The 13725-nt window shown below is 58.8% G+C and carries 16 protein-coding genes; all 16 read right to left on the bottom strand.

Annotated elements, in window-relative coordinates; genetic code table 11:
• Positions 1 to 22: 22 nt before the first annotated feature.
• On the bottom strand, positions 23 to 835 hold the full coding sequence (locus IPP88_21250) for a hypothetical protein (protein MBL0125119.1): 813 nt from the start codon (positions 833 to 835) through the stop codon (positions 23 to 25).
• Between the two features lie 40 nt (positions 836 to 875).
• The gene (locus IPP88_21245; GenBank protein ID MBL0125118.1) at positions 876 to 2333 is read right to left on the bottom strand and encodes a caspase family protein; all 1458 of its coding nucleotides are present in this window, start codon (positions 2331 to 2333) and stop codon (positions 876 to 878) included.
• Positions 2334 to 2630: 297 nt separating this feature from the next.
• Positions 2631 to 3395: a flagellar biosynthetic protein FliR gene (gene fliR, locus IPP88_21240; protein ID MBL0125117.1), complete on the bottom strand. Its 765-nt coding sequence runs from the start codon at positions 3393 to 3395 to the stop codon at positions 2631 to 2633.
• Positions 3396 to 3429: 34 nt separating this feature from the next.
• Positions 3430 to 3699 (bottom strand): flagellar biosynthesis protein FliQ, encoded by a 270-nt coding sequence (gene fliQ, locus IPP88_21235; GenBank protein MBL0125116.1) that lies wholly within the window; start codon positions 3697 to 3699, stop codon positions 3430 to 3432.
• Positions 3700 to 3720: 21 nt separating this feature from the next.
• On the bottom strand, positions 3721 to 4482 hold the full coding sequence (gene fliP, locus IPP88_21230; GenBank protein MBL0125115.1) for a flagellar type III secretion system pore protein FliP: 762 nt from the start codon (positions 4480 to 4482) through the stop codon (positions 3721 to 3723).
• Positions 4469 to 4810, bottom strand: coding sequence for a flagellar biosynthetic protein FliO (gene fliO, locus IPP88_21225; GenBank protein ID MBL0125114.1), 342 nt, complete (start codon positions 4808 to 4810; stop codon positions 4469 to 4471). The genes fliP and fliO overlap by 14 nt, the downstream gene beginning before the upstream one ends.
• Before the next feature lie 66 nt (positions 4811 to 4876).
• On the bottom strand, positions 4877 to 5296 hold the full coding sequence (gene fliN / locus IPP88_21220; GenBank protein MBL0125113.1) for a flagellar motor switch protein FliN: 420 nt from the start codon (positions 5294 to 5296) through the stop codon (positions 4877 to 4879).
• A complete protein-coding gene (gene fliM / locus IPP88_21215) occupies positions 5289 to 6293 on the bottom strand; it encodes a flagellar motor switch protein FliM (GenBank protein MBL0125112.1) in 1005 nt (334 codons plus the stop codon). Before fliM ends, fliN begins: the two co-directional genes overlap by 8 nt.
• A 7-nt stretch (positions 6294 to 6300) precedes the next feature.
• On the bottom strand, positions 6301 to 6885 hold the full coding sequence (locus IPP88_21210; GenBank protein ID MBL0125111.1) for a flagellar basal body-associated FliL family protein: 585 nt from the start codon (positions 6883 to 6885) through the stop codon (positions 6301 to 6303).
• 225 nt (positions 6886 to 7110) lie between these two features.
• Positions 7111 to 7842, bottom strand: a complete 732-nt coding sequence (locus IPP88_21205) for a flagellar hook-length control protein FliK (protein MBL0125110.1) — start codon at positions 7840 to 7842, stop codon at positions 7111 to 7113.
• Positions 7775 to 8479, bottom strand: a complete 705-nt coding sequence (locus IPP88_21200) for a hypothetical protein (protein MBL0125109.1) — start codon at positions 8477 to 8479, stop codon at positions 7775 to 7777. The genes IPP88_21205 and IPP88_21200 overlap by 68 nt, the downstream gene beginning before the upstream one ends.
• A gap of 23 nt (positions 8480 to 8502) precedes the next feature.
• Positions 8503 to 8970, bottom strand: a complete 468-nt coding sequence (fliJ, locus tag IPP88_21195) for a flagellar export protein FliJ (protein ID MBL0125108.1) — start codon at positions 8968 to 8970, stop codon at positions 8503 to 8505.
• 4 nt (positions 8971 to 8974) lie between these two features.
• Positions 8975 to 10414, bottom strand: a complete 1440-nt coding sequence (gene fliI, locus IPP88_21190; protein ID MBL0125107.1) for a flagellar protein export ATPase FliI — start codon at positions 10412 to 10414, stop codon at positions 8975 to 8977.
• Complete coding sequence (locus tag IPP88_21185; protein MBL0125106.1) at positions 10398 to 11030, bottom strand: hypothetical protein; 633 nt, start codon at positions 11028 to 11030, stop codon at positions 10398 to 10400. Before IPP88_21185 ends, fliI begins: the two co-directional genes overlap by 17 nt.
• Positions 11023 to 12018 carry a flagellar motor switch protein FliG gene (gene fliG, locus IPP88_21180; GenBank protein MBL0125105.1) on the bottom strand — a complete coding sequence of 332 codons (996 nt, stop codon included), beginning with the start codon at positions 12016 to 12018 and terminating at the stop codon, positions 11023 to 11025. Before fliG ends, IPP88_21185 begins: the two co-directional genes overlap by 8 nt.
• Positions 12011 to 13678: a flagellar M-ring protein FliF gene (gene fliF, locus IPP88_21175; GenBank protein ID MBL0125104.1), complete on the bottom strand. Its 1668-nt coding sequence runs from the start codon at positions 13676 to 13678 to the stop codon at positions 12011 to 12013. Before fliF ends, fliG begins: the two co-directional genes overlap by 8 nt.
• Positions 13679 to 13725: the final 47 nt, after the last annotated feature.

The following is a 13725-nucleotide window of genomic DNA, read 5'->3' as shown; positions in this document are numbered from 1 at the left end:
TTTTTTTCCAAAAAAACAATACTCAGAAAGCGCCGATGATGCTGAATGTGATGCCCTCGGTTGAATCGCGCCCCGTCAACCCCTCCCAACTGAGAAAGTGGTTGGATGGATTGACGCTTGCCGCAGCAAAACCTTTCTGCTTCACAAGGATTGTTTGACTGCGATAGCCAAGGGTAGCAATGATCGCGTTCAATCCAGCCGTTTTCCCCGCATCGAAGGCATACGCGATGCCAACCTCGCCAAGCTTGTAGTCTGCGTTTGCATTCAGCACATAACCTCCCAAACCACCCGGGAAAAGGCTACCCCAATCGGTCAGTGTGCCTTTGGGTTTGAACTTGAGCGTGCCCACTGCCGCGGTGCCGTAAAGTGAGAATCCACTCGTCAGGGGTGCGGACGCGGAAAACCCGATGATGGGACCTGTGTACTTCCACTCTTGCGCGCCGAGGAATTCAAAATTCTGCTTGACCTCCTTGTACCCCGCAATGATTGACAGAGTCGGCAGCACATAGTAACCGGCAACCAGATCGTGTTCTTTTCGATCAATCTTGTCGCCCCCGAAGTTGTAACTCCGCTTGGCGAACAAGCTCCCGCCCACCATGAAATCTTTGTATCGAAGCGATACCGATGGAATCCAGGCCGTCGTTTTGGAACTTTCCGCGGCGCCGATTATTGGCAACAGGGTTGCGTCGCTTCCCGTGGTGCTGGGAAGGTACTTACTCATGCTATTGTTCCACGCCTTCACCGCCACTGTTGCGGAAAAATCATCCGCCGCCAATGCGTTTGCGGTATTCAGCGCAGCCCCTACCACTACAAAAAAACTCACTGACTTCTTCATAGTTACCCCCTTGGCAAAAAAAACGATTAAGTAACAACACCTAGAAGGCGGGCGCAACAACTGCCGCACCGCGAACTGTCTCCTTCTTTGCTTCCTTCAGTTTTCCCTCAACTTCGGCGCGGAGGGTCCGTTCAATGCTTAACTGCCCCTCCCGCTCCGTGGCTTTCTTCTCAAGCGCCGCCAACTGATCCCGATACTGGGCCAGTTCCTTGTTGAGTTGCTCGGATTCCTTGGTCACGCGCGCGACGTTGGCCAATTCGGCCTCGGCGCCTTCCAAGCGCTTTTTCTGTGCCAACAAACCCTTAACCAGTAGCCGCAGTTCATCACGCTCCTTGCGTAACTCCGCAACCTTCTGGGTGTCAATCTTGGCGCTGCGGTTTGCACTGAGTTGAGCATCAAGTTCTTTCAGCCTTTTTTGCTGAACCGCCAATTCCTGTTCGACTCTCGTCAAGTCCCCTTCGCTATTGCGGTATGTATGTAGCGACTGTTGAGCCTTCTTTAGCCCCTGGCCCTGGCTTTCCAGCATCGCCACTTTTTTCGCGAGTTCGGTACGCTCGCTCTCAAGGCGCTTGAATTCGGGCGAATCCTGCGCAGTCGTTTGTTGCCGACTGGCAAGGCGCACTTCCATTTCCTTCATCTTGGATCGAAACTCATCGGACTGCCTCTGCTGCAGAGCCAGTTGGGCCTCGAGATCCTTGGTACGGGACGCCAGATGGGCCTTTTCCCGGGCATCCGCCTCGCGGTCAAGGCAGCCCGCAAAGCAATATTCGCCGGTAAATGACATGTTCATCCAGGGTATCTGCGGCATGCCGGACTTCTCCGACTCGGTCTTCACCCCCTCGATGACCCGCTTGAACATCGCCTCCAACTCTATCCCCGGCGTCCGCATGTGCGCCAGCAGATGCTGGGTGAAGAGGCCATTGCGTGCATCACCGGCGCCATCCTGCGCCGCCTTGCCCGGAGATGTCGGAAAAATAATGACGCTGCCGGCGGGAGCGCGATCCGGTACCGCCAGACCGCGACCGACGGCGCTACGGCTTTTGGCGCCAAACGGATTGTCGCGGCAAGCATCCAGGATGATGACGCTCAATCGGCTACCCGTGCCTGCCAATTCGTCAAGAATATAATTTACACGGACTGCCTGATCTTCAAATGCACCTCTGCTGCGAAACTCCGCTGCCGTCGGCACGAGGTAGTTCTCTCCATCCATTTCAATGCCATGGCCGGCGAAATAGAAGAGGATGACATCGCCTTTCTTCACGCTCTGAACGAAGTTGCTGACCAGGTCCCTGAATGCGCCGCGTGTCTTGACATCGACCGCGCAAGTCGCCTGATACCCGAGCTTCTTCAGGCTGGCGCAGATATCGCGGCTGTCATTGCCGGAATTGCTCAGCGGCGGAGCAAATTTATAGTCCGCATTGCCTACCACCAATGCATGGCGCGCGCCGCCCTGGGAGCTATTATCGGCGAATGCAAACGGGGGACTCAGTAGCGTCATCGACGAAATCAATACGACCCACAGGACTATGTGGCTGAGTCTTCTATCTGTCCAATGACAATTCATCATGAGAAATCAGTCCATGCGGAAATGACTTTGTGGCGAACCTGCGCTCGAACTCAACCTGCTTCGCAACGTTTGTCATGCCGCCCGCGCCAACCACCTGTAGATTGCGACCTTCATCAACCAAGACTTATGATCTTGGTCAAATAGAACGCTTTTATTTGAACTCACTGAAGTAAAGGATATAGGAAACCCAGCGGATCATGTGAAATTTTGCGGTCATGCGCCAGCCGGTTACCGCGCCAATCCCATCAGCCCTCGCTCAAGTGCTTGCGTGAGCGGTGGCTCCAGGTAAGGCAGCAACAAAAACAGGCTCGAAAAGCCGACTGTGATGGTTGCCGGCATGCCCACCGACATGAGGTTCATCTGTGGCGCCACCCTCACCATCACGCCCAGCGACAGATTGACGATCAGCAGCACGGCAATGAACGGTAGTGCAAGTTGCAGCCCCAGGCGAAACATATCCGCGCCGGCTGCGACCATGCTCTTGACATCGGCCATCGAAAACATGCCGTCGCCAACTGGAAAAATCCGGAAGCTTTCCGCCAACGTATGAATCAGCAGCAAATGTCCGTTGATACCGAGGAATATCAGCATGGCGAGGACACCGAGGAAGCTGCTGACGACATTGCCACCGCCCTGGCTCTGTGGATCAAAAAAGCCCGCGAACGATAGCCCCATCTGCAGACCAATCATCTCGCCGGCGAGTTCGATGCCGGCCATGGCGAGCCGCAGGATAAAGCCCAGCGCCAGGCCGATCATCACTTGCTGGATCACCAGCGGCAGCGTCTGCGCGGAATCGAGCGACACCTGATGTTGCAACGGCAGCGTAGGCGCAATCACCACCGCGATCGCCACACCAAGACCGACCTTGACACGCATCGGCACTGACCGGTGGGAAAACATTGGCGCCGCCATGAACAGCGCCAGCACGCGCAGGAAAGGCCACAGGTACATGCCGGCCCACCCCATCAATTTCGCCGCCGAGATGGTCAACATGATGGCAGTAGCTGATCGGCGGGATGCCGGCAGATTAGCCGATGGCCGACGGGATGCTGGCAAACAGCCGCTGAATGTAATCCACCAGCAACTGAATCATCCAAGGCCCGGCGACGACCATCGCGGCAAGCACCGCCATCAACTTGGGCAGGAAGGACAATGTCGCCTCGTTGAGCTGGGTGGCCGCCTGGAAAACGCTCACCAATAATCCGGTGACCAGCGCCGCCAGCAACAGCGGTGCACCGACCATCAGCATGACTTCCATACCTTGCTGGCCAAGGGTGATAACGCTTTGGGGATTCATGGGTGTCCTCTTTACTCAGTGCTACGTGGCAAAACTGGCGACCAGCGAACTGACCAGCAGGTTCCAGCCATCGGCAAGTACGAACAGCATCAACTTGAATGGCAGCGAGACCAGCACGGGCGACACCATCATGCCCATCGACATCAGCACGCTGGCGACCACCATGTCGATGATGAGAAACGGCAGGAAGATCATGAAGCCGATCTGGAAAGCGGTTTTGAGTTCACTGGTGACGAAGGCGGGGACGATGATACGCAGCGGCAGTTCCTCCGCATTGCGCGCCCCCTCGTAGCGCGCCAGCTTGACGAACAGCGCCAGATCCGGGTCACGGATTTGTTTCAGCATGAATGCTTTCAGCGGCTTCTCACCGCGCGCAAGCGCCTCTTCGAAGCTGATTTTCTGTTGCGTGAACGGCAGGTAGGCGTCGGTATGCACCTTGTCGATCACCGGCCCCATGACGAACATGGTCAGGAACAGCGACAGGCCGACCAGCACCTGATTGGGTGGCGTACTTTGCGTGCCCAGCGCGTGACGCAGCAGGGACATGACGATGATGATGCGGGTGAAACCTGTCATCATCAGCACAATTGCCGGGATGAATGTCAGCGCCGTGAAAAACAGCAGCGTCTGCACCGGGACGGAGTAATTCTGGCCACCGCCGGCAGCTGGCGCCGAACTAAAAGAGAGGATGCCGCCGCCGACCTCGGGCGCAGCAAACACCGTACCTGACAGAGCGGCAAGCGCAAGTGCGACGACAGCCAGACTGGCGTTACGCCTTGTCATGCTTGCCCCGCGCCAAATCGAACAGTTTTGAAAAGTTGATGGTTTGGGCTGGCGGCACACCGCCCTCCTTGCGTGGCGTCTGCGTGAGCAGCGTGATCTGCTGCGCGGTCACGCCAAGCACCAGCCACTGATCATCGAGCTCCACGATGCTGATTTTTTCGCGCGCACCCAGCGGCAGCTGGCTAACCACACGCATCATCCGCGCTTGCGGGGAATTGCCCGGGCTCAGGCGCTTGACCAGAAATGCGGCAACACCGATGGCGGCCAGGACCAGGAATAACGAGACCAGCGTGGACATCACCGGCAAGGCCGACTCTGTTGCCGCCATCGCCACCGTGCTGGCGCCAAGGAGCACACAGCCGACGGCAAGTTTGAAATGTGTGTTCAACCTTGATTACCGTTTGAGCCGGCTTATTCGCTCGGACGGCGTCGTCACGTCGGTGAGCCGCACGCCAAATTTGTCGTTGACCACCACCACCTCACCTTGCGCAATCAGGCAACCGTTGACCAGCACGTCCATGGGCTCGCCGGCCATCGCATCAAGTTCGATGACCGAACCTTGCGCCAACTGCAGAATGTGCTTGATGGGGATGCGCGTGCGGCCCAGTTCAACCGTAAGCTGCACAGGGATGTCGAGTATCAGGTCAATGTCGTTTCGCGCCTCGCCGCTGGTACCGGTAAGCCGCTGGAACACTGCCGCCTTGGCCGTGGGCGGCAGATCCGTCAATGCGGTCGGCGCGACGTCGGCGGTCTGCTCGGCCATGGCGGCCGCCCAGTCGTCGGCTTCAACCGGGGCTTGTAGTTCGTCAGGCATGATTTACTCCCGTAAGTTTGTCTTCGCGCGAGGCAGTCAGAAATTCGTTGATCTTCACCGCGTAATGTCCGTTGACCACGCCATACTCGGCATCAAACAAGGGAACGCCGTCGACTTTGGTGACAATGGTGGGTTGCAAGTCGAACTCGATGAAATCGCCGACATTCAGGTGAAACAACTGCTCGACCGTCGCCTGGCTATGCGCAAGTTCAACCGTCAATTCCACCTCGGCGGCCTGCACCTGCTTGGTGAGCATGGTCAGCCAGCGTTTATCGGGTTCCTGCGCATCGCCCTGCAGGCTGGTGTAGAGCAGGTCGCGAATCGGTTCAAGTGACGAGTACGGCATGCAGATAAACATTTCGCCGCCCGAGTCGCCCAGCTCGATCGTGAACGAGGTCGTCACCACGATTTCCGATGGCGTAGCGATGCTGGCAAACTGCGTGTGCATTTCCGAGCGCACATATTCGAAATTCATTGGGTGAACGCCAGCCCACGCCTTTTGATATTCGACGAAAGCCACCTCGAGCAAACGCAAAATAATGCGCTGCTCGGTCAACGTGAAATCGCGGCCTTCAATACGGGTGTGAAAACGGCCCGAGCCACCAAACAGGCTGTCGATCACGGCGAATACGAGCTTCGGATCGAAGATGAACAACCCATTGCCGCGCAGTGGACGCAGCTGCACAATGTTGATGTTGGACGGCACCCCGACATCGCGCAGGAATGCGCTGTACTTCAGCACCCGCACCGGCCCAACCGATACTTCCGGCAACCGGCGCATGAAATTGAACAGTCCCGTCCGCAGGTTTCGCGCAAAGCGCTCGTTGATGATCTCGAGCGTCGGCATGCGCCCGCGAACGATACGCTCCTGATTGGCCAGGTTGTAGGAACGCACGCCGCCGGTTGGTACTTCCGCGACAGTCGCCTGACTCTCGCCCGTGACACCCTCGAGCAGCGCGTCGACTTCGTCTTGCGACAAAAATTGTTCGGCGACCATGGGATTTCTACTGAATCACGAAGTGGGAAAAGAGCACCTGCTCGAGTCCCTTGTTGGGTCCGGCGCCATCGAGTGTCTTGCGCAGTTCGGTGCTGATCTCGGTCGACAGCTTTTCCTTGCCTTCGCGCGTCATGAGATTTTCCGCGTCCTGGCTGGAGAGAAGAAGCAGCACGCGATTGCGCATCGACGGCATTTGTTGCTTGATGGCTTCACCGACCACGGAATCAACAACCTCGAGATTGATGGTGACCTGCAGGTAGCGTTCCTGGTCGGCGTGGCGCAAATTGACGGTAAATGTTTCCATCGGCACGTACAGCATCGCTTTGTGCGGCCCCTTCTCTTTCGCCTTGCTTGGCGCTTTTTCCGCCGACTTGCCAGGAGCCTTTTCCTCGGCGACCGACTCATCAGCCGGTGGTTTGCGCATGAAAAAATAGGCCCCACCACCGCCAAGTACCAGCGCCGCCACGATCGCGCCAATGATGATCAACTTGCTGCTTTTGCCTTTTGTCGTTTCCGGTGCGCCTTCCGCATCGGCTTTTGCATCGGCTTTCGTATCAGCTTTTTTATCGGCTTTCGTTGCGCCCGCTGCCATGAAAATGCTCCTTTGTTGTTTTATCGCCAAGAATTGAACAGGGTCGGTCACACTGTCAAATCGCCACACCTTGAACAGAATTATGGGCAATGGGCGACCGCGTCCATCTGCGGAAAAGGCTGGATAAACCCGTTTACTTTGGTGCTTTCATGAGAGCGGAATTGCGCCGGCGCGCCCGGCATGAAATTGCGTCCGGCCTCGCCGGAGTCAGCCGGCTTTTCCGTGTTACGCGAACAAATCGATGCCGGTACGACGGGCGGGCGATCGGGGCACGCCGATCTCCGCGGGCAGTGCGTCTTCGACCACCATCAATCGCTCGCTTCGCGCCGGGGAAGATGACTGCAGGAAGCGCTGTTCTTGCCCGGAGCCACCTTGCGACGTAAGGGCCTCGCCGGTGACATTGGCATCCGCAAGCGTGAGACTGCCTGCAGCGAACATTTCACGCAAGCGCGGCAATGCGCTTTCCAGTGCTTCGCGAGTTTGTGGGTGCTCGGCAACAAAATGGAGCATTGCTTCCTGGCCCTTGATTTCGATCGAGACGCGTATCGGCCCCAGATCGGGCGGATTGAGGTGAATTTCCGCGGACGGTTGGCCATCCACCGCCAGGCGAATCACGTGCTGACCGAAGTCCTTGCTCCATGCAGGGCTCTCGATATGCGTGGGCACCAGCGAGATTGACGCCTGACCGGCAGGCATCAGGTTGTTCGCGCCGGAAGTATGCGCCGGCACGCCCGCCATGAGGGTTGCCCCCTGAGCCGTTTCAGACGGGAGCGCACCGGGTTGGCGCAATTCGTCGGTTGTTTGAACAGTTCCACCCGTTCGGAATTCCATCGCCTTGATTTGCGCGGCGACGGGACTGCCGCCACTGCTCGTTATCCGGTGATCGTTCTCACCTTCGCGGCCGGCATGATCGGCCACGCGCGCGCCCATCGGAATCGGCGCTGGCAGCAACGACATTTGACATGGTCGCGAATGGCGCAGGCGCTTCTTCGGGTGCCGGATTTGGACCAGCAGAAGTGGTAACCGGTTCGGCCACAGCTGGTGCTCGTGTCGCCGCTCTCGCAATCGCGACAAGTGAAATTCCACCGGCGACAGGGACGGAAGCATCCGGATCAACAGGCGTTTGGCTGACGTTGGTTGGTGCAACGGCAGGACGGCGGGAAGTTATTTCCTCGGCGGTACTGCCTAACCCAGCCACGAATGGCGTTGGACCGGAAACAGAGTCGCTAGATGACATTGTGCCGGGCGCAATCCCGGGACTTTCCGCTGCCAGCCGGTTTAACGCAACCACTGGCACTGGCTGGCCTTCCGCGGAGATTTGTGCGATCAGCGCGACGAGATCAGTGACGGCAGTCACATCAGTTTGGAGGGGGTCGATATTCTCGTCTTTTTCCGACGTTTGGCCATGCACCGCCAACGGAAGGTCGGACGCGGACGGCATATCAGGCCGGACCGTCGTATTTTCGGTTGAAAGTACCAGCACGTCGGCAAAACTGGCATCTTCCGCGACGCCGCTTGCCTGCGAGGCAGATGAAGATTTGACGGTAGCCGATTGCGCGCAGGCCGGCACCAGAAATGACTGTATTGAATTCATCTTCCATCCTCTATCTTGTGATTTCAGGCTGGCCGGTAGTCGAGCGTCGCGCCACCACTGCGTGCCGCTCTGGCACCGAATTCGTCGGTGCGTTTCTGCTCGCGCCGGCTCTCGGCGCGCCCGGCTTCGCTCAGCCGGCGATCCTGCAAAATCTCCAGCGACTTCAATTTCTTTTCCTTGTCGGTGAGCATATGAAGACATACACTCAAATGGGATTCGCAGATTTCCACTTCGCGTTGCTGCTGTGCGATCGCCTGTTCGAGTTTATCGATGAATGCGCGCGTATTGGCGATTCGCACGGGATCGGTGCCGCCCGCCCCGTTGCCGCTATTCATGCGCGCCACGTATTCGTGGTGATAGCGGGCCAGCATTTCCAGCTTGCGCTGCGCATCGTCGGTTTGGCGGCGCGTTGCAGCGAGCGCCAGCGCGGCTCCATCACGACGGTCGGTTGACACGCGAATAACCAGATTCAAAGTTGGATTTGTCGACATATGGCTACCTCGTTGGGATACGGACATCGGCCAATAACTGGTTGAGTGCGTGCTGGCTGTCGGCAAAACTGGCGCATTCGTTCATGCCTTGCTGCATGAACGCCTCGATTCTCGGATAGAGCGTCACCGCTGCATCAACCAGTGGGTCGCTGCCCGCCACATAGGCGCCGAGGTTCACCAGGTCGCGATTTTTCTGGTAACACGAATACAGCATGCGCAGCTTGCGCGCGTTTTCTTCATGCCCGGGGTCGATGATGCTATGCATGACACGCGATAGCGATTGCTCGATGTCGATGGCGGGAAAGTGGCCTTGCTCGGCCAGCGCACGCGTCAGCACAAAATGGCCATCCAGACAGGCGCGGGCGCTATCGGCAATTGGATCCTGCTGGTCATCACCCTCGGCGAGAACGGTATAGAACGCGGTAATCGAACCGCACCCGTTAAGGCCATTGCCGGCGCGCTCGACCAGCGCGGGCAGCTTGGCAAAAACCGACGGCGGATAACCCTTGGTGGCCGGCGGCTCGCCTACCGCGAGGGCGATTTCGCGCTGCGCCATGGCATAGCGCGTCAGTGAATCCATCAGTAGCAGCACGTGCTTGCCCTGGTCGCGAAAGTGTTCGGCGATGGCTGTGACATAAGTGGCGCCCTGCATGCGCAATAATGGCGGCGTATCGGCGGGCGCTGCGACCACCACGGCGCGAGCGCGGCCCTCGGGACCCAGAATGTTCTCGATGAATTCCTTGACCTCACGGCCACGCTCCCCGATCAGGCCAACGACAATCACGTCGGCGCTGGTGTAGCGAGCCATCATGCCGAGCAGCACGCTCTTGCCGACACCGGAACCGGAAAAGAGGCCGATGCGCTGGCCGCGCCCCACGGTGAGCAACGCATTGATGGCGCGCACTCCCGTATCCAGCACTTGCGAAATCGGTTCGCGGTCAATTGGATTGACCGGGCGGCTGCGTAGCGGCCGGCGAGTGGTCATCACCAGCGGACCCGCGTGATCAAGCGTGAAACCGTTCGAATCAACCACTCTTCCCAGCAAGCCCGCGCCCATCGGCAAATGCCGCGTGCGATCGTCGGCGCGCCGCCACGGGTGATGCAGCTGGCCGATTACCGGCGGCGTGCTCATCGGTTCGTCGGGCACCACCAGGGCGCCGGGCAGCAGGCCATGTACATCCGAGGTCGGCATCAGGAACACGCGGTCATTGGCGAACCCAACCACCTCGGCGTCGACATTGCGACCATGATCCTGGATGATGGTGCACGTGCTGCCCACCGGCAACTTCAGCCCAACCGCTTCCATCACCAGCCCGGCCACGCGCGTGAGGCGACCGCGTACCGCGAACGGCTCGGCCACATCCACGTGGGTCTGCGCCGAATTCAGGTAAGCACCAAAGCGGTTCTTGCCCGGTTTCACGATCGTCTCAGTCAAGCCAGTCATCTTTCAGGCCCAGGGTGGCAAGCGTGCGATTCCAGCGCGTCGGCAAAGTTGCATCGAGTTCAAAACTGGCGTCCTCGATACGTACGCCACCCCGCGCAATGCGCTCGTCGACTGCGATGCGGCAGTTGTGTGTGCCCAGTTCGTCCGCCATTTCGAGCTTGACGATTTCGGCATCGTCGGGATGCATGACCAGACGCGGATGCTGGGCAATGCCGATCATGCTGTTCAGTGCTTCACGCACCACCGGCACAACCGCGTCCGCGTGCGTGTCAATGTGTGTACGCACCACCTGGCGCGCCAGTGCCAGCGCCAGCTCGATCAGGTCGGCGGCAACCGTTTCATCCAGCGCCGCGACCGCGCTCTTCATCCCCGACATGATCTGGCTGAACTGCTGATTGTGCCGCAGCGCCGTGGCCTCGCCCCGGGCGCATCCTACTTCGAGCCCGTGACGGAAACCTTCATCGCGCGCCTTATTGATCGCACTGCTGGCCTGGTCCTTGCCCGCGCCTTCATCGACCAAACCGTTCTTGCGTTTGATCTGTTTTGAATCAAGCGCCGCCATCTGCCACGGCATGACCGCCGACAGTTGGTCGCGTGGGATGAAGCGGCTAGACAAAGGCCTCCTCCCCTTTGCCGCCTAGCGCAATCTGACCTTCCTCGGCAAGACGGCGAATGATCTTGAGAATTTCCTTCTGCTCCGCCTCGACTTCGGAAACACGCACCGGCCCCTTGGATTCGAGGTCATCACTGAGCGTTTCCGCAGCGCGCTGCGACATGTTCTTGAGAATTTTGTCGCGCAGGCCGGCGTCGGCACCCTTCAGTGCGACCACCAGGGATTCGGATTGCACTTCGCGCAACACCAGCTGGATGGCCTTGTCGTCCAGTTCAAGCAGGTTGTCGAACGTGAACATCTGGTCCATGACTTTTTGCGCAAGGTCGGGATCAAATGCACGAATCGATTCGACCGTCGCGGCCTCGACACTGGAGCCCATGAAATTGAGTATTTCCGCGGTCGTCTTGACGCCGCCGAGCGCGGTCTTTTTCAGCTTTTCGCTGCCGGCCAGCACTTTGGTCAGCACCTCATTCAATTCCTTGAGTGCGTTGGGCTGGATGCCGTCGAGCGTGGCAATGCGCAGGATCACATCATTGCGCGTGCGTTCGGTCATCAGCGCGAGGATGGATGAGGCCTGGTCGCGCTCCAGGTGCACCAGAATCGAGGCGATGATCTGCGGATGCTCGTTGCGGATCAATTCGGCAACAGTGGCGGCGTCCATCCACTTCAGGCCCTCAATACCCGAAACGTCCTTGCCCTGCAAAATGCGATCGATCAGGAAGCCGGCTTTTTCATTGCCCAGCGCCTTGTTCAGCACGTTTCGCACGTATTCGTCGGTGTCCGAGACCAGCGAGCGCTGCGCGTTGGTGGTTTCCTGAAACGTGGTCAACACCGAGTCGATCTTGCTGGAGTCAACCACCTTGAGCTTGGCCATGGTTTCGCCCAGCGATTGCACTTCCTTGGGCGAGAGGTATTTGAATACTTCGGATGCCTCTTCCTCGCCAAGCGACATCAGCAGGATGGCGGCATTCATGAGCCCTTCATCAGCCATCTTTGTTCACCCATGCGCGGACCACGTTAGCAACGGTGCCCGGCTCCTGCTTGGCGAGCTGCCGAACATCGGCAAGCTGCGCGGCGCTATTGGCCGCCGATAGCTGCGCAGCCTGTACCCCCGGCGAGTAAACCGCACCCGGACCAGACAGGGCGGCAGTGTCCATTGAGGGAATCTGTGCCGAGCGTGCGCCAATGCTGCGCAGCGCCGGGCGGATCATGCCGAACACCAGCACCAGCAATCCAATGACCAGTACCAGACCTTTGCCGATTTCTTTGGCCAGTGAAATATTCTCCGGCTGTTTCCACAAAGGCACCTCGGTCTCGGCGATCTTTTCGTCAACATTGAACGGCACGTTGACGACGTTCAAGCTGTCACCCCGTGGCTGCGAAAACCCGACCGCCTCGCGTACCAGCGACGTAATCTTGGCGAGGTCAGCTTCGGAAAGTGGTGTCATCGTCACCTTGCCATCGGCATCCGTCGACTTGCTGTTATTCACCACGACAGCAACGGACAACCGCTTGACCGAACCAACCGGCCGTTTTTCGACGCGTATGGTCTTATCGACTTCGTAATTGGTGGTTTGCTCGCGCTTGCCTGGCCCCGCGCCGGCGTCGTTTTTCGGCGCAGCCGGTTGCCCCGGCGCGGCACTCGCGCCCTGCAACGGCGCGGTCGGATTGGCCGGGGGCTGATTGCTCAGCGCGCCGGGGACGCCTTGTGCATTGTTTCCGCCACCATTGCTCGATTCATTCATCGCCGAGCTGCGAACGCTGGCCTCGCCGACGTTTGGCTTGAATGTCTCGGCGGTTTGTTCGATGACCGCAAAATCAACATCCGCGGCAACCTGCGCGCGAACATTGTTGCGACCGACGATCGGTTCCAGCAAATCGATTACCCGCCGAATATAGCTTTGCTCCAGTTGCTGAAGATAATTCAGCTTGTCCGGATCGAGCCCGCCCGCGCTGTTGATATCGCCCGTGCTCGATAGCAGCGTGCCGTTCTGGTCCAGCGCGGTCACGTTTTTCATTGGCAAATCCGGCACGCTCGATGACACCAGGTGGACAATGCCCGCGACCTGCGCACGGTCCAGCGTGCGGCCGGGGTACAGATTGAGGATCACCGAGGCGGAGGGCTTTTGCTGCTCGCGCAGGAACGCCGATTGTTTGGGCAAGGCAAGATGCACGCGCGCGTTCTGCACCGACGACAGCGACTGGATCGACTTCGCCAGCTCGCCTTCCAGCCCGCGCTGGAAATTCACCTGCTCCTGGAATTGGGTCGCACCAAAACGCTGATTCTCCAGCAACTCGAAGCCGACCGTGCTGCCCTTGGGCAAGCCTTGCGATGCGAGCTTGAGCCGCGCTTCATGCACCTGATCAGATGGCACCATGATGGCGCCGCCGCCATCGGCGTGTTTGTAGGGAATATTCATTTGTGACAGTTGCGCGAGAATGGCGCCGCCGTCCTTGTCGGAAAGGTTGGAATACAGCACCTTGAAGTCGGGTGTTCGGCCCCACATGACGGCGGCCGCGATCAATGCGACCAGCATGGCAACGCCGGCACCCAGCGTCATGAGATTTTTCTGTCCGTTGGGCGTGAAGCCACCGCGGTTCAGCGTGGCGACGGGAACCTGTGCACTGTTTGCGGGAGTCATTGCGGCCATATTTGCCTGATGTGGTGATCGTGGGGACGTCGGATAGGCGTGAACTG

Source organism: Betaproteobacteria bacterium (genome assembly GCA_016720925.1).
Classification (GTDB): domain Bacteria; phylum Pseudomonadota; class Gammaproteobacteria; order Burkholderiales; family Usitatibacteraceae; genus UKL13-2.
Note: the sequence above shows the minus strand (reverse complement) of the source record. Positions and strands in the feature narration are given on the sequence as shown.